The 24,815-nt window shown below is 65.2% G+C and carries 23 protein-coding genes; 15 read left to right on the plus strand and 8 right to left on the minus strand.

Translation table 11 applies throughout. From position 1 onward, the window contains the following. Positions 1-12 precede the first annotated feature (12 nt). The 11 genes from ACOYW5_RS15755 to ACOYW5_RS15805 all read left to right on the plus strand — a co-directional run bounded on the left by ACOYW5_RS15755 (position 13) and on the right by ACOYW5_RS15805 (position 9,313). Complete coding sequence (locus ACOYW5_RS15755; RefSeq protein ID WP_423065839.1) at positions 13-1,254, plus strand: DUF3422 family protein; 1,242 nt, start codon at positions 13-15, stop codon at positions 1,252-1,254. Positions 1,255-1,389: 135 nt separating this feature from the next. Beyond that, on the plus strand, positions 1,390-1,815 hold the full coding sequence (locus tag ACOYW5_RS15760; protein WP_423065840.1) for a c-type cytochrome: 426 nt from the start codon (positions 1,390-1,392) through the stop codon (positions 1,813-1,815). Between the two features lie 171 nt (positions 1,816-1,986). After that, positions 1,987-3,039, plus strand: coding sequence for a LysR family transcriptional regulator (locus ACOYW5_RS15765; protein WP_423065841.1), 1,053 nt, complete (start codon positions 1,987-1,989; stop codon positions 3,037-3,039). Positions 3,040-3,121: 82 nt separating this feature from the next. Next, on the plus strand, positions 3,122-4,861 hold the full coding sequence (locus ACOYW5_RS15770; protein ID WP_423065842.1) for a pyrroloquinoline quinone-dependent dehydrogenase: 1,740 nt from the start codon (positions 3,122-3,124) through the stop codon (positions 4,859-4,861). Between the two features lie 109 nt (positions 4,862-4,970). Continuing rightward, entirely contained in the window at positions 4,971-5,567 is a 597-nt protein-coding gene (locus ACOYW5_RS15775; protein ID WP_423065843.1) for a c-type cytochrome, read from the plus strand. 5 nt (positions 5,568-5,572) lie between these two features. Next, positions 5,573-6,331 carry a hypothetical protein gene (locus ACOYW5_RS15780; protein WP_423065844.1) on the plus strand — a complete coding sequence of 253 codons (759 nt, stop codon included), beginning with the start codon at positions 5,573-5,575 and terminating at the stop codon, positions 6,329-6,331. Position 6,332: 1 nt separating this feature from the next. Then, on the plus strand, positions 6,333-7,091 hold the full coding sequence (locus ACOYW5_RS15785; protein ID WP_423065845.1) for a pentapeptide repeat-containing protein: 759 nt from the start codon (positions 6,333-6,335) through the stop codon (positions 7,089-7,091). Continuing rightward, complete coding sequence (locus ACOYW5_RS15790; protein ID WP_423065846.1) at positions 7,088-7,588, plus strand: thermonuclease family protein; 501 nt, start codon at positions 7,088-7,090, stop codon at positions 7,586-7,588. Before ACOYW5_RS15785 ends, ACOYW5_RS15790 begins: the two co-directional genes overlap by 4 nt. Before the next feature lie 241 nt (positions 7,589-7,829). Continuing rightward, positions 7,830-8,435, plus strand: coding sequence for a 3-isopropylmalate dehydratase small subunit (leuD, locus tag ACOYW5_RS15795; protein WP_423065847.1), 606 nt, complete (start codon positions 7,830-7,832; stop codon positions 8,433-8,435). 54 nt (positions 8,436-8,489) lie between these two features. After that, on the plus strand, positions 8,490-8,879 hold the full coding sequence (locus tag ACOYW5_RS15800; protein WP_423065848.1) for a RidA family protein: 390 nt from the start codon (positions 8,490-8,492) through the stop codon (positions 8,877-8,879). Continuing rightward, positions 8,879-9,313: a GNAT family N-acetyltransferase gene (locus ACOYW5_RS15805; protein WP_423065849.1), complete on the plus strand. Its 435-nt coding sequence runs from the start codon at positions 8,879-8,881 to the stop codon at positions 9,311-9,313. The genes ACOYW5_RS15800 and ACOYW5_RS15805 overlap by 1 nt, the downstream gene beginning before the upstream one ends. A 17-nt stretch (positions 9,314-9,330) precedes the next feature. Here the strand turns inward: ACOYW5_RS15805 and ACOYW5_RS15810 are convergent, their stop codons facing one another. After that, a complete protein-coding gene (locus ACOYW5_RS15810; RefSeq protein WP_423065850.1) occupies positions 9,331-10,518 on the minus strand; it encodes an aminotransferase class I/II-fold pyridoxal phosphate-dependent enzyme in 1,188 nt (395 codons plus the stop codon). A 181-nt stretch (positions 10,519-10,699) separates the two neighbouring features. Here ACOYW5_RS15810 and leuB point away from each other — a divergent pair, with 181 nt between their 5' ends. Further along, positions 10,700-11,800 (plus strand): 3-isopropylmalate dehydrogenase, encoded by a 1,101-nt coding sequence (gene leuB, locus ACOYW5_RS15815; protein ID WP_423065851.1) that lies wholly within the window; start codon positions 10,700-10,702, stop codon positions 11,798-11,800. Between the two features lie 75 nt (positions 11,801-11,875). On the opposite strand, the gene ACOYW5_RS15820 is transcribed toward leuB, so the two are convergent. Next, complete coding sequence (locus ACOYW5_RS15820) at positions 11,876-12,121, minus strand: DUF1127 domain-containing protein (RefSeq protein WP_423065852.1); 246 nt, start codon at positions 12,119-12,121, stop codon at positions 11,876-11,878. A gap of 36 nt (positions 12,122-12,157) precedes the next feature. Beyond that, positions 12,158-13,117 (minus strand): homocysteine S-methyltransferase family protein, encoded by a 960-nt coding sequence (locus ACOYW5_RS15825; RefSeq protein WP_423065853.1) that lies wholly within the window; start codon positions 13,115-13,117, stop codon positions 12,158-12,160. Between the two features lie 249 nt (positions 13,118-13,366). On the opposite strand from ACOYW5_RS15825, the gene ACOYW5_RS15830 reads away from it, so the two are divergent. Next, a complete protein-coding gene (locus ACOYW5_RS15830) occupies positions 13,367-14,014 on the plus strand; it encodes a TetR/AcrR family transcriptional regulator (protein ID WP_423065854.1) in 648 nt (215 codons plus the stop codon). A 137-nt stretch (positions 14,015-14,151) separates the two neighbouring features. On the opposite strand, the gene ACOYW5_RS15835 is transcribed toward ACOYW5_RS15830, so the two are convergent. The 5 genes from ACOYW5_RS15835 to ACOYW5_RS15855 form a co-directional block, all read right to left on the minus strand. After that, positions 14,152-15,156, minus strand: a complete 1,005-nt coding sequence (locus ACOYW5_RS15835; protein ID WP_423065855.1) for an LLM class flavin-dependent oxidoreductase — start codon at positions 15,154-15,156, stop codon at positions 14,152-14,154. A gap of 196 nt (positions 15,157-15,352) precedes the next feature. Beyond that, on the minus strand, positions 15,353-17,164 hold the full coding sequence (locus tag ACOYW5_RS15840; protein ID WP_423065856.1) for an ABC transporter ATP-binding protein: 1,812 nt from the start codon (positions 17,162-17,164) through the stop codon (positions 15,353-15,355). Between the two features lie 451 nt (positions 17,165-17,615). Next, positions 17,616-18,821: an ammonium transporter gene (locus ACOYW5_RS15845; RefSeq protein WP_423065857.1), complete on the minus strand. Its 1,206-nt coding sequence runs from the start codon at positions 18,819-18,821 to the stop codon at positions 17,616-17,618. 487 nt (positions 18,822-19,308) lie between these two features. Beyond that, positions 19,309-20,676: an ammonium transporter gene (locus ACOYW5_RS15850; RefSeq protein ID WP_423065858.1), complete on the minus strand. Its 1,368-nt coding sequence runs from the start codon at positions 20,674-20,676 to the stop codon at positions 19,309-19,311. 26 nt (positions 20,677-20,702) lie between these two features. Then, a complete protein-coding gene (locus tag ACOYW5_RS15855; protein ID WP_423065859.1) occupies positions 20,703-21,041 on the minus strand; it encodes a P-II family nitrogen regulator in 339 nt (112 codons plus the stop codon). A gap of 298 nt (positions 21,042-21,339) precedes the next feature. Between ACOYW5_RS15855 and ACOYW5_RS15860 the strand changes: the two genes are divergently transcribed. Together ACOYW5_RS15860 and ACOYW5_RS15865 are read left to right on the plus strand one after the other, a co-directional pair. After that, the gene (locus ACOYW5_RS15860; protein ID WP_423065860.1) at positions 21,340-22,557 is read left to right on the plus strand and encodes an FAD-dependent monooxygenase; all 1,218 of its coding nucleotides are present in this window, start codon (positions 21,340-21,342) and stop codon (positions 22,555-22,557) included. A gap of 277 nt (positions 22,558-22,834) precedes the next feature. Then, complete coding sequence (locus ACOYW5_RS15865) at positions 22,835-24,787, plus strand: ice-binding family protein (protein ID WP_423065861.1); 1,953 nt, start codon at positions 22,835-22,837, stop codon at positions 24,785-24,787. Positions 24,788-24,815: the final 28 nt, after the last annotated feature.

Raw genomic sequence — 24,815 nt, forward strand, 5'->3', positions numbered from 1 at the left:
CGGAGCAGACAAGTGGCGTGGCAGGAACATCCCTATCGGCGGCTGATCGATGCGGAGACGCATGCGCGGCCGGTGCTGCCGATGACGCCGCCGATCCGCATCAGGCGGTTGGGCTTCATGAGCGCCGACGGTGGCGCCGACCTGCGCGACCTGCACGAGAAGATGGCGCTCGTCGCGGGAGCAGTTCCGGAAGGGCCGTCATGGGCACGCCAGCTCGATTTCGAGCATGACGGCCGGCAGGTCACGTGGGAGCTGCACAACGAGTTCGCGACCATGTCCTGGAGCGGGCCGGTGGACGAATGGAACGATCGGCCCGAAGGCATCGGGCTCGAACTGCACGACAAGCTGCTGCTCGCCTTCGCGACACGCGTCGACGTGATGCCGACCGAGACGATCGCCGAAAAGGCGCTCGACGGGTTCAATCCGCTCAGCCTCTGCTACTCCCAGATCTTCGAGGGCGGGGCCGAGGCGGCGACCGATTTCCATCGCGACAAGGACGGCTACACCCGGTTCGAGGTCGCGGCGGGGCGGAGTGGCGAGCTCAGGATCGGCGTCATCGCGCGCCGGCTGCTCGAGATCGAGACCTATCGCATGATGGCGCTGATCGGGCTGCCACTGGCCCGCGAAATGGGCGGCCGGGTGTCGAACTACGAGCGCCAGCTGGCTACCATCATGCTGCAGGCCGGCGAGAACGATACGGTCGACGCGCATCATTCGGCGCTCGAGGCGCTGCATCGGCTGTCGATCGAGATCAGCCGCACGGTCGAGGAGACGAGCTTCCGCTTCGCCGCCTCGCAGGCCTATGGCGACGTGCTGGCCGAGCGGCTGTCGCGGCTGCGGGAAAAGGCCATCGGGGAATTCACCACCATCGAGCGCTTCATCAACAACCGGGCGCAGCCGGCACTGGCGACGCTCAAGGCGACCGAGAAGCGGCTGGTGGCGCTGACCGAGAAGGTGCAGCGCGGCATCGTGCTGCTCGATGCGCGGATCACCCTCTCCATCCAGACGCAGAACCGCTCGGTGCTCGACGCGATCTCGCAGACCGGCCGCAGCCAGTACCGGCTGCAGCTCACGGTCGAAGGGCTGTCGATCATCGCGATCTCGTACTATGCGCTCGGCATCCTCGGTTATCTGTTCGAGGGTTTGCACGAGATGCTGCCGTTTTCGAAGGGCGAGATGCTGGCGGTGTCGGCGCCGCTCGTCGTGCTGCTAGTATTTCTCGGGATCCGGCGCATCCGGCGGCAGGCGCACTGATGCGCAATATTGGGATAACCGGCGCCGGGCCGTGCCATTAGGCCCAATGGGAGAGTGTGCCCAGTGGCGCACCGATCGAAGCTGCGCGTGTAAGCGCCCCGCCGCCGGAATGGCGGCGAACCGGAGTTGAGAAGCATGAAAGTCGTCGTCCCTGGTCTGGCCCTCGGTCTCGCGCTGACCGCGCTCATGGCGGCCCCCGCTTTCGCCCAGGGCGATGCCGCGGCGGGCGAAAAGGTGTTCAAAAAGTGCCAGTCCTGCCACGCGGTGGGCGAGGGCGCCAAGAACAAGGTCGGCCCCGAGCTGAACAACCTCATCGGCCGCGTTGCCGGCACGCATGCCGACTTCAAGTACTCGCAGGCGATGATCGATGCCGGCGCCGGCGGCGTGGTGTGGAGCTCGGAAACGCTGCACCACTTCCTTACGAAGCCCAAGGATTTCATCAAGGGCACCAAGATGAGCTTCCCCGGCCTCAAGGAAGTCACCGACATCGACAATCTCGTCGCCTATCTCGAGACTTTCTCGACCGCGCCGGCCGATCCTGCCGCGGCTCCGGCGCAGTAAGCTGACCCATCCAATTGACGTCGAACGGCCCCCTCTCGCGATGGGGCCGTTTTTGTTTGCCCGTCTACGACTATGTGCCGATAGGCGAACGAACGTGATCGCTGCGACATTCTATTGGCTTATCGAATGTGACCTATTGTGGTGCCATAAGGGCACAAAACCGGGCCAATAATGGATATCACCCTCAAGCAGATGCAGATTTTCCGCGCCGTCGTGATTGCAGGGTCGATCACGAAAGCGTCGCGGCGCGTGGGTTTGAGCCAACCCTCGATCAGCCAGCAGCTGGCCAAGCTCGAGGAGCGGCTCGGCACGCAGCTGATCAACCGCAACCGCACCGGCTCGGTCAGCCTGACGCCCTCGGGCGAGTACTGGTTCAAGTTCTCCGACGAGGTGCTGCGCAAGTTCGACCAGGCGATCGACGAGCACGAGAAGCGCTATGTCGACAACCGGGTGTTCCTCAGGATCGGGCTCAGCCCAACGCTGCGCGGCCGGTTCCTGTCGGCGGCGGCCCGCATCGCCAGCGAGGAGCAGGGCTTTGCCAAGTTCGAGGTGACCTATGCCTTGACCAGCAGCGAGCTGGTCGAGCAGTTGCGGCTGCATCAGCTGAACTGCGTGATCGTCAACGACGACGCGCTGAGCGAGGATCGCTCCAGTTTCTCGACCGCGATGCTGTTCCGCGATCCGATGGCGCTCATCGTGCCGGCCGAGGTGCCTGATGGCATGCTCGAGAAGGCCCTGAGCAAGGGCGTGAAGTCGGCAACGCTGCCGCCGGCCTTCAACCGCTATGTCGAGATAAGCGCCAATGTGCCGATGCGGCCGCTATCGGATGCCTGGTATCGCTCCAGCCTGCCGTTCGCGACTCCGACCTTCACGGCCATGACCTATGTAGCGGCAGCCGATATCGTCGCCGAAGGCCTCGCGACTGCACATGTGCCGTTCTCGCTGCTGCCAAGCCTGCCCGGTTCGGTCCGCAACCGCATCCGTGTCTATACGCTGGGTGGGATGGACCGCTCGATCGTCCTCGCCATGCCCAAGCACCTGATGACGCTGCCGGGCTATGCGAACATCTTCAGGAAGCTCACCGACTTCTGCCGCAACGAATACAGCCAGAACGTGCCGCGTGAGAGCGTGCTCGAACTGCCGCTGTCGGAAAAGCCGCGCAGCGAGCGTGAGCCAGCCGCTCCGGTTCTGGTCGGGGCCGGCGGACAGCAGAAATTCCAATAGTTGAAATAGGCAAACTTCCCCTCGCATCGGTCTTATGTGGCGCCAGTAGCAACCCATAAGACCGAACGAAGGGGGGAATGCCATGCGCCTCAAACACCTGATGTCCGCCATGTTGGCGGGCAGCATGCTGGCGCTGCCGGGGCTCGCGCTCGCGGCTGACGTGACGGCAGAGCGACTTGCTGCCGCAGGCAGCGAGAGTGAAGCCGGCAACTGGCTGATGGTGCATCGCGACTATTCCGCGAGCCGCCATTCGCCGCTCGACCAGATCACCGCGGCGAATGTTTCGGGCCTCAAGCTCGCCTTCGCTATTCCGCTCGGCGGCACCGAGCCGGCCGGCTTCGGCGTGGGCTCGATGGAGGGTACGCCGCTCGCCAAAGACGGCTTCCTCTACATCTCCGATCCGTGGGGCACGCCCTACAAGATCGACGCGACCGACGGCAAGACCGGCAAGATCGCCTGGATCGGCGACACCGGTATCGACAAGGACCCGAGCCGCGGGATCCTGCTCGCCTCGCGCGGCCTGGCGCTCGTCGACAACCTCGTGATCACCGCGCTCAACGACGGCCGCGTCATGGCGTTCGACGACGAGACCGGCGATGTGGTGTGGGATCAGCAGATCGGCACCGAGCCGGGCGAGGGCTTCACCAACGCTCCGCTCGTGGTCAAGGACATGGTGCTGGTCGGGCAATCCTACGGCGACTGGGCCACCCGCGGCTGGGTCGCGGCGCTCGACGCCAAGACCGGCGAGGAGAAGTGGCGCTTCAACACCATTCCCGAGCCCGGTCAGCCCGGCTCGGAAACCTGGAAGTGCGAAGAAGCCGGCAATCCCGACTGCTGGAAGACCGGTGGCGGCGCGACCTGGGTGACGGGTTCGTACGACCCGGCGACCAACGTGACCTACTGGGGCACGGGTAACCCGGTGCCGATGTTCGACCCCGAATACCGTCCGGGCGACAACCTCTACACCAACTCCTCGGTTGCCCTCGACGCCGATACCGGCGAGCTCAAGTGGTACTTCCAGTACACCCCGGGCGACTACATGGACTATGACGAAGTCGGCTCCCAGCTGCTCGTCGACACCAAGGTCGACGGCGAAGACCGCAAGGTCCTGGCGCATTTCGGCCGCAACGGGCTGTTCTACACGCTCGACCGGACCAACGGCTCGTTCATCGCGGCCAACCCCTATGTGAACCAGCTGAACTGGACCAAGGGCATCGATCCCAAGACCGGCAAGCCGGTTGAGTATGATGCGTCGAAGTCGCTGCAGGAATACGCGGCCGGTGCGCTCCGCCGCGGTGGCGCCACCGTTGACACCTGCCCGAACATCCAGGGCGGCATGAACTTCTGGCCGCCGGCTTTCGATCCGACCTCCGCCGTTGCCTACGGCGCCGGCATCGAGGGCTGCTCGACGCTGACCAACAAGGAAGACACCCCGACCGAGGGCACGTCGTTCTCGGGTGGTTCGCAGGCTGGTGCCGGCGCGCAGACGGGCTCGATCTTCGCCTTCGACGTCTCGACCGGCAAGCAGATCGCCAAGCTCGACCGTCCGTACCCGAACTATGCCGGTGTCCTCTCCACTCCCGACCTGGTCTGGACGGGCGAACTCGACGGCACCTTCGGCGCCTATGATTCGAAGACGCTGGAGCAGAAGTGGTCGATCAACCTGGGCGGTTCGTTCACCGCTCCGCCGATCGCCTTCGAAGCCAATGGCAAGGAATTCGTTGCCATCGCCTCGGGCGGCAGCGCGCTGATCACCTTCGGCTACCCCGAGCTCGCCGGTCGCCCTGCGGCCAACGTGCTCTATGTCTTCGCGGTCGAGTAAGCCGCTGAGGGGCGGCCAAAAGGCCGGACCGCAGAAGCGAGACCAATAACCAGCATTGCGCCGGGCAGCCTAGGCTGCCCGGCCATTTTGCCAGATACAGGAAGCCATAATGTCCCTTCGCAAACCCATCGCGCTGCTGCTTGTCGCCGGCGCCCTCGCCGTGACTTCGGTTGCCATCGCCGCCAATGCTCCCGCCGCATCGGGTGGAACCGCCGCGACCGCGACCCTGCCGGCCAATGCCGACCTCATTAAGATCGAGGGCGTCACCGAGCTCGATGGTGCCGACATCGTGCGTGGCAAGCGCATGTTCAGCCAGCAGGGCGGCAACTGCATCTCGTGCCACGGCTGGGACGGCGACGGCACCGGCAAGAACCCGCGCTCGGAAGGGGCTGCTGCATTGCTGCGCGAGTCGGGCCTCGATGCGGCGGGCTTCATCGAGATCATCAGCTGCGGCATTCCGGGCACGCCGATGCCCTATCACGACAGCCAGGCCTACAAGGACGACCGTTGCTACGGCATGGTCGCCGCCGATTTCGAGGCCGGCCAGGAGCCGGACAAGGGCAAGTCGATCAAGGCGAACGACATCGTCAATCTCACGGCCTACATCATGACCTCGATCCAGGGTAAGCCGGCCGCGACCTACGAGGACTGCGCTGCCTGGTTCGAAGCCTCGGCGGAAAAGAGCTGCGCGGGCTTCAAGAAGTAAGCCTCATGCGCCTCTCGACGACAGCATTGTGGCTTGGCCTTGCACTGGCGCCATTGGCGCCATCCGCAGGGCTGGCCCAGGCACAAGCCGATCTCTCCTATGTGCCTGCCTTCACCATCTGGGACGTGAAGTTCGGTGAGCCGATCACCCAGATCCCGCTCAGTGCCGCGGCGCTGATCGCCTGCGGCACCAATGGCGGCCCACCATCGCTGGAACTCAAGGACTTCACCGAGTTCGGAAAGTGCAAGGCCGAGGCCTCGGGCCTCCACGAAGTGTTCTTCACCTACGACGACGAGCAGGACTACATCGCCCGGGCGCTCGAGGACGAGTATCGCTTCGCCCAGGGCGGCACCTCGATCTACGCCCATCCGGTGGTGTTCACCGTGCTGGTCGACGACAAGGGGATGGCGCGCGGCATCCGGATCGTCACCGACGAGCGGGCCAGCGAGCGTGACCGGCGCGTCGCAGCGCGGCTGGCGGATAATCTCAAGGCTCGCTACAGCCCGTGGTCGCCTGTATGCGAGGACATTCCCGCATCTGACGGGCAGCTGCCGGTGGGGACCATCTTCATCCACCAGATCTGCACCGCCGAAAGCCTCGACGGCGACGCGACGATGCGGCTCGAGGCCACCTATTTCCGCAAGAAGGGGCAGACCTCGATCAGCCTAGAGACGCAGAAGGTGCAGAAGAACTATTTCCAGAGCGCCACCCGGCTCGAAGTGGTGCAGTCCCCGTTCCAGCCCGATACTACGCCGGTGCGATGACATGCGCCTGAGCCTTGCTTTCACGTTCGTGCTGCTCGCCAGCCCCGCCTTGGCCGGGGCGGTCGAGGACCTGATCACGGGCGTGCGCACCGAATGCCGCGGCTGCGACCTGACCAATGCCAATTTCAAGAAGGCCAACCTCTCAGGCGTCGATCTCTCGGGCGCCAACCTTACCGGCGCGACGTTCCACCGGGCGGTGCTGAAGGGCGCAAATCTCTCGGGCGCCGTGGCCGAGGATGCGAACTTCAACCTCGCCGATTTGAGCGGCGCCAATCTCGATGGCGGCAAGTTCAAGGGTGCGATGTTCTATGAGGCCCAGCTCTCGGCGGCGAAGGCGGCGAAGGCCGACTTCAGCTATACGCGGGTCCAGCACGCGCGGCTAACGGGCACCGATCTCGCCGGCGCCAATCTCGACTGGTCGATCATGAAGGAGGTGCGGCTCAACAATGCCAACCTCACCGGCGCCAGCCTCGCGCACACCAATCTCGAGAAGGCCAATATCGGGCGCACCAAGTTCGACGAGACGACGATCGACACCGCCGGGTTCGTGCAGGTGTCGGGGAGCGGCGCGAGTTTTGTCGGCGCGACCATTGCGCTGACCGATTTCTACGGCGCCCGGCTCGACAATGCCGATTTCAGCGGTGCCGTGGCGCACGACAACCGCTTCACCCGGGCCAAGGTGGACTTTGCCGCCTTCGCGCCGGGCGATCTCATCCGCAACATCATGCCCGACGGGCGGGTACAGGGGACAGGGCAGTGAACAGGATCCTCACGCTCGTGGCTTTCGCAGCCTTGATGCTCCCCGGCGGGGCGATGGCCCAGGAGGTGGTCACCGGCGCGGCCAAGGTGGTCGACGCCGATATCATCATGGTCGACAAGCAGCGCGTCATCCTCTGGGCGGTCGATGCGCCCGAGCGGACGCAGAAATGCTATGTCGGCGAGCTGCTCTGGGACTGTTACGCCGCCTCGCGCCAGGCCCTTACCGACATCATCGCCTCGGGCGAGGCGAGCTGCACGCTCAGGGACGGCAAGCCCGACCAGTTCAACCGCCGCTTCGGCGTGTGCACCTCGGCGGGCGTGGATGCGGGGGCGGAGCTGGTGCGGCTCGGGATGGCGCGGGCCTATGTCGAGCAGGGCGACGACTACCTGGCGCAGGAAGAAGAAGCCAGGGCGGCACAGATCGGTGTGTTCCAGCCGGGGGCGAAGATTGACGATCCATGGGAATGGCGGAAGCGGGATCCGCGGAATTATCGGTGAAGTTTCGAAGTGGGGCACTTACGTGCCCCACGAACAAGGTGTCATCCCTGCGAAGGCAGGGATCCATCTCTCCACCGGCGCTGGCTGACGCTTGGATCCCAGCCGTCGCTGGGATGACAGCCGGTGGGGTTGGGTCGATGTGCCAGTCGGCTGCCTCGCACCGAACGCCCTCATCCTATGTGCGACTTGATTCCCCCGGCCCGTTGCGTCATTACACCGCCATCCGAAAGGGGTACCGCACATGGACAAGTTCACGACCCTCACTGGCGTCGCTGCGCCGCTGCCGATCATCAACATCGACACGGACATGATCATTCCCAAGCAGTACCTCAAGACGATCAAGCGGACCGGGCTCGGCACGGCGCTGTTTTCTGAGATGCGCTACAATGAGGACGGCACGGAGAACCCGGATTTCGTCCTGAACAAATCCGGCTATCGCGGCGCCAAGATCATCGTCGCCGGCGACAATTTCGGCTGCGGCTCGTCGCGCGAGCATGCGCCGTGGGCGCTGCTCGATTTCGGCGTGCGCTGCGTGATCTCCACCAGCTTTGCCGACATTTTCTACAATAACTGCTTCAAGAACGGCATCCTGCCGATCAAGGTGACGCCGGAGCAACTGGCGCTCCTGATGGACGATGCCGAGCGCGGCGCCAATGCAACGCTCACCGTGGATCTCGAAGCCCAGACCATCCGGGGTCCGGATGGCGGCTCGATCCATTTCGACATCGATGCGTCGCGCAAGCAGACCCTGCTCGAAGGCCTCGACGATATCGCGACGACGCTGAAGGCCGATCCGGCGATCTCGAGCTTCGAGACCAAAATGGCCAGCGACCGCCCCTGGCTCTGACGCTGCTGTAGAGCAGTCTTTGATTTCGTCGCGCTTGCGCCGGAGGATATCGGCATGGTCATCCATATCTCGTCGCATTCGCCGTTCGAGGCGAAGATCGGCTATTCGCGCGCCGTGATCGACGGCACCATGGTCTATGTCTCGGGCACCACCGGCTATGACTACAAGACCATGGTGATGCCCGACGACGTGCGCGAGCAGGCCCGCAACGCCTTCGCCACCATCTCGCATGCGCTCGAGGAAGCTGGCTCGACCATCAAGGACACGGTGCGGGTGCGCTATTACATCACCGACATGGCCCATTACGACGGGCTGGTGGAAGTGGCGGGCAAGGTGTTCGGCGATATCCGCCCGGCCGCGACCATGCTGGTCTGCGGGCTGACCCGCCCCGAGATGAAGGTCGAGATCGAAGTCACCGCGCGCATCGGCGCGCACGAACATTGATGGCGTTCGACATCGTACTCACGCTCGATCCGGAGCCCGCCGACGAGACCGTGGTCCGTGAGGGCCTGCGCGTCTACAACAAGGCCATGGGTGGGCCTACGGGCTACCAGCCGATCTCGATCATGCTGGCCGACGAGAGCGGCACGCGCATCGGCGGCCTCACGGGCAGGGCGCTCTACGACTGGCTGTTCATCGAGCTGTTCCACATTCCCGAAGCGTTGCGCGGCCAGGGTTACGGCCGCCAGCTGATGCAGAAGGCCGAGGCGTTTGCGCGGGAGCGCGGTCTCGTCGGTATTTGGCTCGATACGTTCGACTTCCAGGCCCGGCCGGTCTACGAAAAGCTCGGCTTTACCGTGTTCGGCACGCTCGGGGATCACCCTCGCGACGGCCGCCGCTATTTCATGCAGAAGCGCCTCGACGGCGCTTCCCGCTGACCGGGCCGCGGCCGGGGTCAACCCCGCGCCGGCCTGAAGGTACCCAGCGCCCGCTCCACCATCTGGTCCGATGCCGTGAGGCTGATGCGGAAGTGGCCCGGCGCGCCGAGGATGGTGCCCGGCATCACATAGACATCACGGTCGGCGAGCCGGTTCCAGATGGCCTCGGGATCCCCGGGCCACCGGCCCCAGAGGTAGAACGTCCCCTCGGGATCGAGCACCTCGTAGCCGGCGCCGCGCAGCTCGCCAAGCAGCGCGTCGCGCCGACGCGCCAGTGCCGCCCGGTCGATGCTGAGATTCTCGAGGTCGGCGATGGCGTGCTGCATGATGGCGTTGGGAAAGCACCAGCCGAGCGCCATCTGCACCGGGAACAGAGCGTCGCGTAGGGCCTGCCGGTCGGTTTCGGGCATCAGTGGGGACAAGGCGAGGTAGCCCAGCCGCTGGCCCGGCGCCAGCAGCACCTTGCCATAGCTGTAGTCGATCAGCGTCCAGGGATAGACGGCGGCGGGACTGACGAAGTCACGCCCGTCGAAGCGCAGGCGCCGATAGGGCTCGTCCGAGAGGATGAAGATGCGCCGCCCGAGCCGCGCCGAGGCCCGATCCAGCATGTCCGCGAGCTGTTGCAGGGTCGCGCGGTCGTAGATGCGCCCGGTCGGATTGTGCGGGGTGTTGACGATGACGAGGCGCGTATTGGGGGTGATCGCCGCTTCGATGGCGTCGATGTCGAGGTCGAATGCAGGGCCCTTTAGCGGCACCGGCACCGGCACGGCATCGGCGACGCGCAGCATGGGCTCGTAGCAGAACCAGGCGGGCTCGCAGTAGATCACCTCGTCGCCGACATCGAGCAGCAGGCGGAACGCGACCATGATGGCGGCGAAGGCGCCGGAGGTGAGGGCAAAGTCCTCGGGTGCGAAGTCGAGGCCGAGTTCGGGGCCGACATGATCGGCGAGGAACTGCAGCGGCTCGGGCTCGCTCGACTTGTAGGCGAACCAGTTCTTGTCCTCGGGTAGCGCCGCCTGCCGCAGGCCGTCGACCAGCCCCTTGAGTGGCATCTCATGGGGATTGCCGAAGGTAAAGTCGGAGATGCCGGCATCGCCGCGCTTCTCGCCGTAGCGCGAGTTGAAATAGAAATCGGCAACCTTGGCGAAGCTGTCGCCTGCAGCGCGGGCGCGCTTCGAGACAGCCCATGTCAGAGCCTTGTGCATGTCACTCTCCTCGTCCCCGCGCCGGCCACTCTACCCCCGCGGAGCCCTGCCGGAAACTGTACCCGTGGTGCTGTACTTTCCGCCGCCGCACCGGACTGGACGCTCCCGTGCGTCGGCGGCCTTGCGCCTGAGGGTCCGGTGGCGGTATCTCCGCCCAACGCTCCAAGCAATCGAGGACATCATGGCCGCGCAGAAACTCTTCCTCCTCCCCGGCGACGGCATCGGCACCGAGATCATGAAGGAGGTCGAGAAGGTGGTGGCCTGGCTCAACAGCCAGGGCGAGACCGATTTTGAACTCGACAGCGGCCTTGTCGGCGGTTGCGCCTATGACAAGTACGGCGTCGCCATCTCTGAAGAGGACATGCAGAAGGCGCTTGCCGCCGATGCCGTGATCTTCGGCGCGGTGGGCGGGCCGAAGTGGGACAAGGTGCCCTACGAGCACCGGCCGGAAGCCGGCCTGCTCCGCCTCCGCAAGGACCTGCAGCTTTTCGCCAATCTCCGCCCCGCCATTTGCTACCCGGCACTGGCCGATGCCTCGTCGCTGAAGCGCGAGCTGATCGAGGGCCTCGACATCCTGATCGTGCGCGAGCTGACCGGCGGCGTCTATTTCGGCGAGCCCAAGACCATCACCGATCTCGGCGACGGCCAGAAGCGCGCCATCGATACCCAGGTCTACGAGACCTACGAGATCGACCGTATCGTCCGTGTCGCCATGGACCTCGCCCGCACCCGCAAGAAGAAGGTGCACTCGGCCGACAAGAAGAACGTCATGAAGTCGGGCGTGCTTTGGGACGAAGTCGCGCAGGCGGTGGCCAAGGACTATGCCGATATCGAGTTCCACCACATCCTCGCCGACAACGCGGCGATGCAGCTGGTGCGCAACCCCAAGCAGTTCGACGTGATGGTCACCGACAACCTCTTTGGCGACATCCTCTCGGATGCGGCGGCGATGCTGACCGGCTCGCTCGGCATGCTGCCGTCGGCCTCGCTCGGTGCACCCGATCCGGTGACTGGCAAGCGCAAGGCACTCTATGAGCCCGTGCACGGCTCGGCCCCTGACATCGCTGGCAAGGGCATCGCCAACCCGATCGCGATGCTCGCGAGCTTCGCCATGGCGCTGCGCTACTCGTTCAACATGGTGGTGCTGGCCGACCGGCTGGAAGCCGCCATTGCCTCAGTGCTCGACGAGGGCCTGCGCACGGGCGACATCGGCGAACAGAACCGCAAGACGGTCGGCACGGAAGAGATGGGCGCGGCGATCCTCAGGCGGCTGCAGGCTTAACAGCCACCCGCCGGCGCTTCAGCACCCCCGCCGTCATTCCCGCTTTCGCGAGGATGACGGCTATTATGCGTTGGGCTATTCCCCCTTCCGCACCGGATTGAACAGCAGCGAGCTCTGCCGCCCCTCCAGTGCGTCGATGATGTCCTGGGGCTCGATGCCCATGTCGCGCAGCAGGTAGGCGTCCATACGGTGCAGCTGGCCGAGCGTGATGCGGGCCTGGCGGCGGCGGCGCCAGGTGGCGAACCAGCGGGCGAAGATGTTGCTCCGGGCTGGCCGGGTGGTGGTCTCGGTGAAGCGGTCGTTGATCTCGATGGTGGTCATTTGAGCGGTCCTTTGCGGCCCCCCGCTCAGGTTGTCTCAATGGTGGTGATGGCTGCCGGGCAGGCAGGTATTGCAGATGGCGCCGATATGGCGGTGGTCGGTGCCGCAGCAGCCGCCGATGACGCGGATGTTGGGCAGTAACGGCAGCACCCGAGCGTAGCGCTGGGCCAGGTCGGTGATGTCGCCGATGTCGAGCGTGGGCGAATTGTCGAGCTCGGCGTGGCTCATCTTCGAGGCATTGACCCTAAGCCCGCCGATCCGGTTCACCCAGCGGCCGCCATGGCGCACCGTTTCGGCGAAATGGATGGGGTGGACGCAGTTGATCATGTAGTAGGCCGGATAGTCGCCCGTGGCGGCATCGACCTCGTTGATCGCCACCTCGAGCGGCTTGCCGCCGGGCAGGTTCCCGTCGGTCTCGAGCGTAAAGCTCAGGACCACCGGCATGCCGATGCGCTGCGCCAGTTTGGCGATGCCGACGGCCTCGGGCACGTTGGTCAGCGTATAGGCGCTGATGTAGTCGGCGCCGGTCTCGGCAAAGGCCTCGACCTGGTGGCCGTGGTATGACAGTGCCTCCTCGACCGTCATGGCGCGATCGTATTGCCAGGCGTCGCGGCGCGGGCCGAGGACGCCCGAAATGATCGAATCGACGCCCGCGGCGGCGAACTCCTTCTGCATCTCCTGGCAGAATTTCACGGCCGCGATGTTGGCCTCGCGCAGTTCGTCCATGTCCAGCCCGGCCCTGAAACCCCAGTCAGGGCTGGCGCGCCAGGTATTGGTGTCGAACAGGAAGGCCTGGCCGGCTCTCTGGCAGATCGGGATATAGGCGCGGTAGTAGTCGCGCATCAGCTCGCGCCCGGCCTCGCTGCGGTTGAGCAGGTAGACGGACATATCGGGCACGTCCTGCCCGAGGTTGAAGATCATGTGGGTCTCGATGCCGCCGTCGGTGACGAACATCTGGCCCTTCGATTGGGGAAGCTCATGCGCTCTGGTCTGCATGCCGTCTCTCCATTTGGCTCTTGATTGTCGCAGCAATCGGGGCTATTTGCCTCGGCCGCGGGTGGCGAGACATATGACGACTTTACCTTTCCGGCGATAGCGGGAGCGTGGTCAAGTCTGGTGTCTCGGTGAATTGGTCAGCAGCCAGAATGGTTTAAGGCGAGATTGCCGCTTGGGGCGGCGTTTCGCGACGGGCTTCAAAGCTCGAAAACCGTACTGGAGGTACTGTAAACCGAGAGGGACTGCCCGATGCGCAAAGGCAATGCGACGCGTGAGAGGATCCTGGAGATCGCCGAGGCGGCGGTGCTCGCCAAGGGGTTCGGCGCCACGTCGATCGAAGAGCTGATCGCCGAGGCCGGCATCACGAAATCCGGCTTCTTCTACCACTTCAAGGACAAGAACGAGTTGGCCAAGGGCCTGCTTGATCGCCATGGCGAGGCGCTCGACCAATTGCTGGTCGATGTGTTCGGCCGCGCGGGCGAGTTGAGCGACGATCCGCTGCAATACCTCCTGGTCGGGCTGACGCTCTTTGCCGAGCACATGGCGGCGATGCCGGGCGGGCATCCCGGGTGCCTCGTTGCCGCGATGAGCTATCAGGACCGGCTGTTCGACCGTGAGTTCCGCGCCCGGATCACCACCATGGTGCGCGAGTGGAACGACTTCTTTCGGAAGAAGCTCGACGACATCGTCGCAATCTACCCGCCGCGCGAACCGGTCGATACGGCGCGCCTCGGCCGCATGATCGCCTGCTCGATCGATGGTGGTATCATCATGGGGAAGACGCTGGCCGATCCGACCGTGCTGCCCGAACAGATGCTGATGGCCCGCAACCACGTGAAGATGATCTTCCAGCCGGTGGCGGTGCATGCCATGCGGGCCGAGGCGGTGGCGGCTTAGGTAGCCCGACTGAGGCAGACGACCCCCTCCCGGCCTCCCCCATAAAGGGGGAGGTGAAGAGTCGAGGTGTTCTCGATCGGGCCTGACCCACCGGTACCTCCCCCTTTATGGGGGAGGATGGGAGGGGGTCGTCTGCCTCAGTCGGCACCCAATCCAAACGCCTCAGCCAGCAGCCCGAACGAGCGCAGCCGCACGTCATAATCCCACGCCGTTGTCGTGATCATCACTTCGTCCGCCCCGGACTCCGCGACCTTCTTCTCGATTTCCGCCTTCACTGTTTCCGGCGAACCGACGATCCAGAGCGGGCGATTCTGCTCGATGATGCGGCTTTCGTGCGGGGTGTAGGCGTGCGCGGCGGCCTCCTCGGGCGGTACGAGTTTGCGCACCTGGCCGGAGTGGAACAGGGCCCAGCTCAGTTCCTGCGAGCCGGAAAGAAAGCGGGCTTCCTCGTCGGTCGGGGCGACGAGGGCCGAGAGCGCGAGGATGGCGTGGGGTTTTGGAAAAGCTTCGGTCGGGGTGAAGGCGGCGCGGTAAGCCTCGAAGGCTGGGGCCGCCGGGGTCTGGCTGAAATGGGCGGCGAAGGAATAGCCGACACCGAGCTGGCCGGCCGCCTGGGCGCTGGCGCCGGATGAGCCGAGCAGCCAGATCGGCGGCAGCGACACGTTCTCAGGCACGACGCGGATCGGGTGAAACGGGTGGTCCGGCGCGAAATTGCCTTCCTCGAAGGCGAGGGCTTCCGCCAGTTCCTGGGCAAAATACTCACCGCCGACCGAGCGCAGCGCCGACAGCGTACGACCATCCGAACCGCCGGCGCGGCCGATGCCGAGGTCGATGCGGCCGGGGTTCAGCCCGTTGAGCGTGCGGTAGGTCTCGACCACGCGCAGCGGCACGTGATTGGGCAGCATGACGCCGCCCGAGCCGACGCGGATGCGCTTGGTGTTCGCGGCGGAAGTGGCGATCAGCACTTCAGGCGAGGACGATGCGATCGAAGGCATGCCGTGGTGCTCGGCATACCAGACGCGGGTGAAACCGAGCTCGTCGCCGAGTTGGGCCAAGCGGATGATTTCACGCAGCGCATCGGAGGAACTGGTGCCCTCGGAGACGGGGGCGAGGTCGAGGATGGAAAGGGGGAGGGAAGCCATGCGCCCTTATATCGGTGTTTGCCGATGGAAGGGAAGGGCGGTGCGTCACTGAAGCAGACGGCCCCCTCCCATCCTCCCCCATAAAGGGGAAAGTGCCTTGCAGTGCTTGAGGCTCGATCGAAGACAGAGCCTCAACTCTTCACCTCCCCCCTTTATGGGGGAGGATGGGAGGGGGGCGTCTCCATCCGCCTGTCACCTACTCCGCCGCCTCCAGCCCCTTGATAAGCTCGAGCGCCTGGCGCTCGAACAGCCGGCGATAGATGCCGCCGGCTTTCTTCACCAGCTGCTCGTGCGTGCCTTCTTCCACGACCTTGCCGCCATCGAAGACCAGCAGCCGGTCGAGCGCGCGCACCGTCGACAGGCGGTGGGCGATGACGATGGTGGTGCGGCCGACCATCAAGCGTTCCATCGCCTGCTGGATCAAGAGCTCGCTCTCGCTGTCGAGGCTGGACGTCGCCTCATCGAGGATCAGGACACGCGCGTCCGAGAGGAAGGCGCGGGCGATGGCGACGCGCTGACGCTCGCCGCCCGAGAGTTTGACCCCGCGCTCGCCGACCAGCGTTTCGTAGCCCTTTGGCAGCTTGGCGATGAAGTCATGCGCGTTGGCGAGCTTTGCCGACTCCTCGATCTCGGCGCGCGTCGCCCCCGGCCTGCCATAGGCGATGTTCTCGGCCAGCGAGCGGTGGAACAGCACCGGCTCCTGCTGCACGATGGCGATCTGGCGCCGCAGCGAGGCCTGCTGCACGTCGCGGATGTCGATGCCGTCGATGACGATGCGGCCGCCCGTGACATCGTGCAGGCGCTGAATCAGCTTGACGAACGTCGTTTTGCCCGACCCGGAATGGCCGACGAGGCCCACCTTCTCGCCCGGCGCGATATGCACGTCGAGGTCGCGGTAAAGCGGCTGCAGGTGGGCGCCATAGTGGAAATCGACGTGCTCGAAGGCGATGGCGCCGTCGGTGACGGTCATCGGCTTGGCTCCGGGCCTGTCCTCGATGCCAAGCCTCTGGTCGTCGAGCGCCACCAGTTCCTCCATGTCGTTGACGGCGCGCTGCAGGTTGCGGACGTGCTGGCCGATATCGCGGAGGTAGCCCTGCAACACGAGGAAGGTGGTGATCACGAAAGTGACGTCGCCGGCCGTTGCGGCGCCGCTCTGCCAGAGCAGCAGGCCCGAGCCGATGATGGCGCAGCGCAGCATCCACAGCATCGCCTGCTGGATGGTGCCGTTGAGCGTGCCGCGGTTCCAGGTGCGCGAGGTGCGCTTGCGCCACTTGCCGACGACATGGCCGAGCCGGACTTCCTCGCGATCCTCGGCGCCGAAGCCTTTGACGACGATGTTGCAGCTCACCGCATCGGCGAGTGCGCCGCCCATCTTGGTGTCCCAGGCATTGGCGAGGCTGGCGGCGGGGGCGACCCAGAGGGTCGAGAGGGTGACGCTGACAGTGATGTAGATCAGCGAGCCGATGCCGACGACGAGACCCATCACCGGCCAGAAGAGGCTCAGCATCACCGTGGTGCCGACCAGCATCACCAGCGAGGGGAGGATCGCCATCAGGATCACGTCGTTGAGGCTGTCGAGCGCCCACATGCCGCGCGTGATCTTGCGCACCGTCGAGCCGGCGAAGGAGTTGGCGTGCCAGTCCGACGAGAAGCGCTGCACCCGGTGGAAGGCGTTCTGGGCGATATCGCTCATCATGCGCAGGGTGAGCGCGATGATCTGTTGGAAGGCGAGCTGGCGGACGAGCACCGAGGCAGCGCCCAGCGCAACGATGGCGAAAAAGGCCGCCATCGCGCCGTTCCAGGCGATCTCGTTGGTTGCCGCGCCGCTCGCCACCGCCTCGACCAGGCGGCCGGCGAAGAACGGCGTCAGGATGTCGGTGACCGTCTCGAGAAAGAAGAGGCCCATGATGAAAGCGACGCGCCGCGGCTGTTTCCGCCAGTGGCCGGCGGCGAAGCCGAGCACCTTGCCATAGGCCTGGCCGCGCTGATTGGTTTGCTTGGAAGCCATGTCGATCGTCCGGACGCTGCGCGAGGCAGCCATCCGGTCCCGGAAAAGAGCAAAACTTGGAAAAAGCCGGAACGTCCAGCGGCCAGCAGGAAACGATCCCGAGGGGGACCGCGGGCGACCTAACGGTGAAGACCGGAAGTGAACCCTGCGAGGCGAGGTCGGAATGCTGTCATGTCGCGCCTCCCTGTGGCTGGCCGAAGACCGTCACTCATAGAGGGGATTTTTCGCCGCGGCAAGCTGGGGTGTTTTTGCAGCTCTCGCCCGATGCCAGACTAGTGGGCAACCGGCGGCTCCGCAGCCTAAAGCGCCAGCCCCACTGCGGCCGGCACAAGGATGATCGCGGCAATCAATACGATCGCGGGCAAATCGATGTATTTCGCGTTGGTCTTGAAAGACATGGAACACTCCTTCCACCCGGGATAACGCCGGGCGGAAGGAGGTGTTCCCGCCCTCAGAACTCGGGTTCGGCGCCGATCGAGTGGATCGACAGGTCAGCGCCGCGGCGCTGCTGCTCGTCACTGAGGCGGATGCCGAAGAAGCGGCTGGTGAGGGTGTAGACGAGATAGCCGGCGGCGAGGGCATAGGCCGAGACGGCGAGCGAGCCCACGATCTGCACGATGGGGCTGACGCCGCCCATGCCACCCAGCGCTTCGAGGCCGAAAATGCCGGCGGCGATGCCGCCCCAGAGGCCGCAAAGCCCGTGCAGCGGCCAGACGCCGAGCACGTCGTCGAGTTGCAGCTTCTCCTGGGTCCAGGTGAAACCCTTGACGAAGATGGCGCCGGCGACGAGGCCAACGATCAGCGCTCCGATCGGGTGGTAGAGGTCGGAGCCGGCGCAAACCGCGACGAGGCCGGCGAGTGCGCCGTTATGGGCAAAGCCCGGGTCACCCTTGCCGATCACTGTAGCGGCGATGATGCCGCCGACCATGGCGAGCAGCGAGTTCATGGCGACGAGACCGGAGACGCCGGCGACCGACTGGGCCGACATGACGTTGAAGCCGAACCAGCCGACGGCCAGCAGCCAGGTGCCAAGCGCCAGCCAGGGGATCGACGAGGGCGCGAAGGGACGCCCGTTCGGGCCATAGCGGCCGGTACGGGCGCCGATGCGGATCACCGCGGCGAGCGCCAGCCAGCCGCCGAGCGCATGCACCTGGATCGAGCCAGCGAAATCGTGAAAGCGGGCGCCGAAGCTCGCTTCGAGCCATGCCTGGATCCCGTAGTTGCCGTTCCAGACGATACCCTCGGAGAAGGGGTAGATCAGCCCGACGATGACCGCTGCGGAGAACACCTGCGGCCAGAACTTGGCGCGCTCGGCAATGCCGCCCGAGATGATGGCGGGGACCGCCGCGGCGAAGGTGGCGAGGAAGAAGAACTTCACGAGGCTGAAGCCCTGCGGGGCGAAGCCGGCGGCCTCGCTGCCCGAAAGCGTCGCGGCGCTGTGAAAGAAGGTGACGCCGTAGGCGATGGTGTAGCCGATGGCGAAATAGGCCAGCGTCGAGAAGGCGAAATCGACAAGAATCTTCACCAGCGCGTTGACCTGGTTTTTGCCCCGAACCGTCCCCAGTTCGAGGAAGGCAAAGCCGCCATGCATGGCAAAAACCAGGATTGCGCCGACCAAGACGAAGAATACGTCCAGCCCGGCAGTGGACTGCGTCATCAGAGACCTCCCCAAAACGCCCGGCTCGCATCCGGGCTTATTCTGAGGGCAATGCAATCAAGGCCCGTGCCACTTCGGCGAGCGGTAGGAGATCCCAGCAAATTCAGTGGGTTGGTGCAAGGGAGGCACAACACCTCCATCACGCACGCGGCGTGTTGCACAGAATTTGGGCGGCCAGCGGCCGATCGCTGCCTGTTGGGTAGGCAGAGCCATGATCGCCTGGCGGGGCGATGTCCGGGCCCGGCGAGGCCGGGCATCGGTCCGTTGACCGGGGTGTGCAGCCCACGCAGTTTGCGAGTGGGAAGCCTCTGTGGCGGGCCAAGAGGTACGCGAGCTGCACGCCGCGGTCAGCGGGATTCGATAGAACCCCGGGAACGGAGAGCCGGGCCGAGGTCCGGCTCTCCGGTGTTGCGCGGGCGGAGGGGAGGAGGTCCCTGCCCGCGCAAAAGCGTAAGGTGGCGCCGTAGGAGGCCGACGGCGCTCCGGCTTAGTTGTAGGCGCGCTCGCCGTGGCTCGACAGGTCGAGGCCATCGCTCTCGGCCGACTCCGAGACACGGGCGCCACCGAACACGGCCTTGACGATCAGGATGGCGATGAGAGCCACCACACCCGACCAGACGATGGCGATACCAACGCCGGTCAGCTGCTTGATGAACTGGCCCCACATCTCGTAGTCGGCCAGCGGGTAACCACCGAGGCTCGGGCTGGCGACGATTGCCGTGCCGAGAGCGCCGATGATGCCACCGACACCGTGGATGCCGAACACGTCGAGTGCGTCGTCATACTTGAAGATCTGCTTCAGAGTAGCGACGGCCCACAGGCAGACCACACCAGCGATGGCGCCGAGGACGATCGCACCGACGGTGCCGGCGAAGCCGGCCGCCGGGGTGATGGCCACGAGGCCGGCAACCAGGCCCGAGGCAAAGCCGAGGAGCGAGGCGTGACCGCGGGTGAACTTCTCCGCAACACCCCAGGCAAGGGCCGCGGCGGCCGGTGCAGTGATGGTGTTGAGGAAGGCCTGGGCGGTGAGGCCGTTGGCCTCGAGGTTGGAGCCGGCATTGAAGCCGAACCAGCCGAACCAGAGCAGACCAGCGCCGATATAGACGAGGGTCAGGTTGTGCGGCGGGATCGGTTCCTTGAGGAAGCCGACGCGCGGCCCGAGGACGATGGCGGCGACGAGCGCGGCGACACCGGAGTTGATGTGCACCACGGTACCGCCGGCGAAGTCATAGGCGCCCAGGCCGAAGAGGTAACCCGTGCCGGCCCAGACCATGTGGGCGATCGGCAGGTACGAGAAGGTGAACCAGATGGCGAGGAACAGCATCACGGCGCCGAACTTCATGCGTTCGGCGATACCGCCGACGATGAGGGTGGCGGTGATACAGGCAAAGGTCAGCTGGAAGACCACGAACACGATCTCGGGCAGCTGGAAACCGGCCGAGAAGGTGGCAGCGGTGCTGTTGATGTCGACGCCCGACAGGAAGACCTTGGAGAAGTCGCCGATGATGGGCGACAGGCCGCCTTCGGAGCCGGCGAAGGCCAGCGAGTAGCCGTAGGCAACCCAGAGCAGCGCGATGATGGCAAAGCCGCCGAGGACCTGGCTGAGGATCGAGAGGATGTTCTTCGAGCGGACGAGGCCGCCGTAGAACAGCGCGAGGCCCGGTACGGTCATGACGATCACGGCCATGGTCGAGACCAGCATCCAGGCGGTGTCGCCCTTGTCGATGACCGGAACAACTTCCGCTACGGCTTCGGCTGCGGGAGCTGCTGCATCCTGCGCGAAGGCGGGCAAGGCGAGAGCGAGGCTTGCCAGCGCCGCGGCTCCCAGGACTTTCGACATCTTAATGTCTGTCATTGTGGGTTCTCCAATAGGATGCGGCATTAAAGAGCCGACGCGCCGGTCTCACCGGTGCGAATGCGGGTGACGGCCAACAGGTCGAGCACAAAGATCTTGCCGTCGCCGATACGGCCGGTCTGGGCGCTCTCGCGGATGGCCGAGACGATGGCGTCGGACTGCGCGTCATCGACGGCAATCTCGATCTTCAGCTTGGGCAGGAAGTGCACCGCATACTCGGTGCCGCGGTAGATTTCCGAGTGGCCCTTCTGCCGGCCATAGCCTTTGACTTCGGTCACGGTCATGCCGTGCACGTCGAGCGAGTTGAGGGCCTGGCGGACCTCCTCCAGGCGCGACGGTTTGATGATTGCAATCACCAGCTTCATGGATGCCCCTTTCGATCTTGGGTCGATGCTTGTTGGAAGTCTCCAATCGGCACATAGAGACTCAAGCCCCGTGCCAAACTGCTGCCGCATTTCGCAACATGTTGATTCCTAACGTGTAATGCAGGGCGCATAGGGGCTCGGAGAGGGCGTGGCAGAACCTTACCGCCCTGTTAACGTCGCAAAAGTGCGCAAGAAATGTGCAGTCGCCTAAATCGTATGCAAGCGAGCTGCGACGGTGGGGCCGCTGGACAGGGCGGTTGTGACGCGCCACATAGCGGCAGGCGCGGAGGAATTTCCCATGGCCGGCACCCAGTATGACATCATGATCGTCGGCGGCGGCCCTGTGGGGCTGACGATGGCCCTGGCCTTGAGCCGCTCGATGAAGGGGCTGCGGGTCGCGCTGATCGACCGCCGGCCGTTCACAGCGAGCAAGGACCAGCGCTCATGGGCGCTGGCTGCCGGGGTCAAGCGGATCTTTGCCGAACTGGGCGTGTGGACCGGGATGGCGATCGGGGCCGAGCCGGTTCGGCAGATGAAGATCACCGATTCCGGTACTGGCGATATCGCCCGGCCGCTGTTCCTCCACTTCGAAGGTGATGTGGCGCCCGGCGAGCCATTCGCGCATCTCGTGCCGCATGGGCTGGTGACCGAGCAGTTGCTCGGCGCGCTTGGACCCGAGGTCGAGATCATTGCGCCGGTGGAGATCACCGAGTTCACCGCCGATGCCGGCGCAGCGCGGCTGACGCTCAGCGACGGGCAGGTGCTAAGCGCAGCGCTGGTGATTGCGGCCGACGGCGCGCAGTCATGGCTGCGCAACCGCGCCGGGATCGGCACCATCAACCACGATTATCGCCAGACCGGGCTGGTCGCGACCATCGCGCACGAACTCGAGCACGAGGGCACGGCCTACGAGCATTTCCGTCCGGCGGGCCCCTTCGCCAGCCTGCCGCTGCCGGGCAAGCGCTCGTCGCTGGTCTGGGTCGAAACGCCCGAACGCGCCGCTTTGCTGAAGACGTGGGCGCAGGCTGACGTGGAGGCCGAAATCGAGGCGGTTATGGGCTCGACGCTCGGGAAAGTGTCGCTGGAAGATCCGCTGCAATCCTTCCCGCTCAAGCTGCAGATCGCCAAGTCCTTCGTCGGCAAGCGCCTCGCCCTGATCGGGGACGCCGCGCATGTCATCCATCCGGTCGCCGGGCAGGGGCTCAATCTCGGGCTGAAGGATGTCGCGGCACTGGCGCAAGTGGCGGTCGAGGCGCTGCGGCTCGGGCAGGATCCGGGCGCCGACGACGTGCTCGAGCGCTACCAGCACTGGCGCCGGTTCGACACGGCGCTGATGGTGGCGGTGACCGACGGCATGGTGCGGCTCTTTTCCAACGACGTCGCGCCGGTGCGGGCCATCCGCGATTTCGGCATGGGCCTGGTCGAGCGACTGCCGCCGGTGAAGGACTTCCTCATTGGCCGTGCATCGGGGCTGGATCGGAACGGGCCGAAGCTGTTGCGCGGGCTGCCGATCTAGGGAACTCCTGCCAGCTCGGCGATGCACCCGCGGCGAGCAATGTCGTCGCCTTCCCCCACCTCGCCAATACCCGCCGGCGATTGCCTTCACAGCACTATGTGTCTGTATTAATTCAAATATAGTTTCGTCGTTTATGTCCATGTGGTCGATTTCGGCCACATAAATTCTGGTTAACGACATAAGTCCTTACCAGTAGCAGAAAGCATCATTTATTAGCACGGTTGCATTGTGCGCTCCTGATGATACAGTAAATATTGTAAGGCTGGAGGGGCGGATCATGATGAGAATTAATCAGAAGCTTTCGTTCAGGCTGCAGAGCGGCGGGCGACGCCGTGTAGTACTTCTTGGCGCCTGCATTACGGGAGCGGTTCTGTCGACCGGCGTTCTCGCCCAGGACCTGTCGAGCTACGCCATCCTTGCCGGGTCGACCATCACCAACACCGGCACGACGACGATCTACGGCAATATCGGGCTCAGCCCTGGGACGTCATTCACTGGCCAGGGGCCCGGCGCGAACTCGATCGTCCTTACCGGGGGCACAATTCACATCGCCGACGCGGTCGCGGTGCAGGCCAAGAGCGACCTCACCAGCGCCTTCAACGTGCTGATGGGGCGCCCCTCGACCGCATTGGTCGGCGACCTGGGCGGCCAGATTCTCACGGCCGGCGTATATTCCTATGCTTCGTCGGCGCAACTGACCGGCACGCTCACCCTCAATGGCGGACCGGACGACATCTTCATCATCCAGGTCGGCAGCAGCCTCACCACCGCGACCAACTCCGCCGTGGTGCTGACCGGAGGCGCGGTGGCCAGCAATGTATTCTTCGTCGTCGGTGAATCGGCGACCCTGGGCACGACCACGGCATTCGTCGGCCAGATCATGGCCGGCACCAGCATCTCGCTCAACACGTCGGCGACCATCCTCTGCGGCGCCGCCCTGGCGCAGACGGGTGCGGTGACCCTGGATACCAACACCATCAACCGGTGCGTCTTTACCGCCGCACCAGAGGATATAGGGGACATCCTCGGCGATGACATCACCGGCAACGGCGGCTCGATCGTCGATGCGATCGAGGACTATGTCGCCAATGGCGGCACCCTGCCGTTGAGCTTCCAGTTGCTGGCCTTGCTGTCGCCCACCGAGCTTGCCGAGGCGCTCGAACAAATGACCGGCGAACTGGGCACCGGCGTGGCGCCGGCCGGTATGCAGGGGATGGATTCGTTCCTGTCGCTGCTGCGCGGCGGCAGAGGCGGCAGCCTCGCCATGGTGACCGGGCAGGATCAGCCGGTATCGGGCGGTACGGTCAGCGTCATGGGATATGCGCCCACCACGCCGCAGGCCGGCGGCGAGGCCTTTGCCGGCTTCGACACGCCTTCCTACCCACTCCCGCTCGCCGGCGAATGGACAATCTGGGCCAGCGGCTTCGGCGGGCAGAGCCGCGTCGATGGCGATGCCGGCAGCGGCAGCCACGAGCGCACCATCAACGACTACGGCGTCGCCTTCGGCGTGGAGCGCCAGGTCAGCGCCGAGACGATGTTCGGCCTCGCGATCTCCGGCGGCGGCACCGATTTCGAACTCGCCGAGAGCCTCGGCAGCGGCAATACCGCCATGCTGCAGGCCGCGGTCTATGCGCGCAGCGAGTTCGACCAGGCCTATGTTGCGGCAGCCCTCGCCGCCGGCGTCCACCGCGTTTCGCTCGACCGCTACCTCACCTTCGCCGGCACTGATCACTTTGCTGCCGAGTACGATGCCACCAATGTCGCGGGCGAGATCGAGGCCGGCTACCATATCGGCTGGTTCACGCCCTATGTGGCATTGCGGGGCCAGGTGTTCTCGACGCCCGCCTATTCGGAGGAGACCGTCTCCGGCGCCTCCACCTTCGCGCTCGATTATGCCGCGAACACCACGACATCGCTGCGCAGCGAAATCGGCGCTCGTGCGGATTGGGTCGCCGACCTGGGCGAGAACAGCACGCTGACGCTCTATGCCAGCGCCGCGTGGGCGCATGAGATGTACTGGGGCGACGAGGGCACCGCCTCGTTCCAGTTGCTTCCCGGCTCGTCGTTCACTGTCACCGGCGCCATGCCGGCCGCCGATAGCGTCCTCGCCAGTGCCGGGGCCGAGTTCGAGCTGGGCACCGGGTTGGCGCTCAACGCATCGCTCGACGGCAAGTATGCGGCAAACGCCTTGGCTTATGGCGCAACGGCCGGACTGTCCTACAGCTGGTGAGTGTTCGCCGGGAGCATCGAGACAGCGC

The organism is Devosia sp. CN2-171, from assembly GCF_049354815.1.
Lineage (GTDB): Bacteria > Pseudomonadota > Alphaproteobacteria > Rhizobiales > Devosiaceae > Devosia_A.

Bases quoted from the DNA above. Each gene is read 5' to 3' on its own strand.
- ACOYW5_RS15760 (WP_423065840.1), top strand. From the start codon at position 1,390: ATGAAAGTCGTCGTCCCTGGTCTGGCCCTCGGTCTCGCGCTGACCGCG.
- ACOYW5_RS15765 (WP_423065841.1), top strand. From the start codon at position 1,987: ATGGATATCACCCTCAAGCAGATGCAGATTTTCCGCGCCGTCGTGATT.
- ACOYW5_RS15770 (WP_423065842.1), top strand. From the start codon at position 3,122: ATGCGCCTCAAACACCTGATGTCCGCCATGTTGGCGGGCAGCATGCTG.
- ACOYW5_RS15775 (WP_423065843.1), top strand. From the start codon at position 4,971: ATGTCCCTTCGCAAACCCATCGCGCTGCTGCTTGTCGCCGGCGCCCTC.
- ACOYW5_RS15780 (WP_423065844.1), top strand. From the start codon at position 5,573: ATGCGCCTCTCGACGACAGCATTGTGGCTTGGCCTTGCACTGGCGCCA.
- ACOYW5_RS15785 (WP_423065845.1), top strand. From the start codon at position 6,333: ATGCGCCTGAGCCTTGCTTTCACGTTCGTGCTGCTCGCCAGCCCCGCC.
- leuD (WP_423065847.1), top strand. From the start codon at position 7,830: ATGGACAAGTTCACGACCCTCACTGGCGTCGCTGCGCCGCTGCCGATC.
- ACOYW5_RS15800 (WP_423065848.1), top strand. From the start codon at position 8,490: ATGGTCATCCATATCTCGTCGCATTCGCCGTTCGAGGCGAAGATCGGC.
- ACOYW5_RS15805 (WP_423065849.1), top strand. From the start codon at position 8,879: ATGGCGTTCGACATCGTACTCACGCTCGATCCGGAGCCCGCCGACGAG.
- ACOYW5_RS15810 (WP_423065850.1), bottom strand. From the start codon at position 10,518: ATGCACAAGGCTCTGACATGGGCTGTCTCGAAGCGCGCCCGCGCTGCA.
- leuB (WP_423065851.1), top strand. From the start codon at position 10,700: ATGGCCGCGCAGAAACTCTTCCTCCTCCCCGGCGACGGCATCGGCACC.
- ACOYW5_RS15820 (WP_423065852.1), bottom strand. From the start codon at position 12,121: ATGACCACCATCGAGATCAACGACCGCTTCACCGAGACCACCACCCGG.
- ACOYW5_RS15825 (WP_423065853.1), bottom strand. From the start codon at position 13,117: ATGCAGACCAGAGCGCATGAGCTTCCCCAATCGAAGGGCCAGATGTTC.
- ACOYW5_RS15830 (WP_423065854.1), top strand. From the start codon at position 13,367: ATGCGCAAAGGCAATGCGACGCGTGAGAGGATCCTGGAGATCGCCGAG.
- ACOYW5_RS15835 (WP_423065855.1), bottom strand. From the start codon at position 15,156: ATGGCTTCCCTCCCCCTTTCCATCCTCGACCTCGCCCCCGTCTCCGAG.
- ACOYW5_RS15840 (WP_423065856.1), bottom strand. From the start codon at position 17,164: ATGGCTTCCAAGCAAACCAATCAGCGCGGCCAGGCCTATGGCAAGGTG.
- ACOYW5_RS15845 (WP_423065857.1), bottom strand. From the start codon at position 18,821: ATGACGCAGTCCACTGCCGGGCTGGACGTATTCTTCGTCTTGGTCGGC.
- ACOYW5_RS15850 (WP_423065858.1), bottom strand. From the start codon at position 20,676: ATGACAGACATTAAGATGTCGAAAGTCCTGGGAGCCGCGGCGCTGGCA.
- ACOYW5_RS15855 (WP_423065859.1), bottom strand. From the start codon at position 21,041: ATGAAGCTGGTGATTGCAATCATCAAACCGTCGCGCCTGGAGGAGGTC.
- ACOYW5_RS15860 (WP_423065860.1), top strand. From the start codon at position 21,340: ATGGCCGGCACCCAGTATGACATCATGATCGTCGGCGGCGGCCCTGTG.
- ACOYW5_RS15865 (WP_423065861.1), top strand. From the start codon at position 22,835: ATGATGAGAATTAATCAGAAGCTTTCGTTCAGGCTGCAGAGCGGCGGG.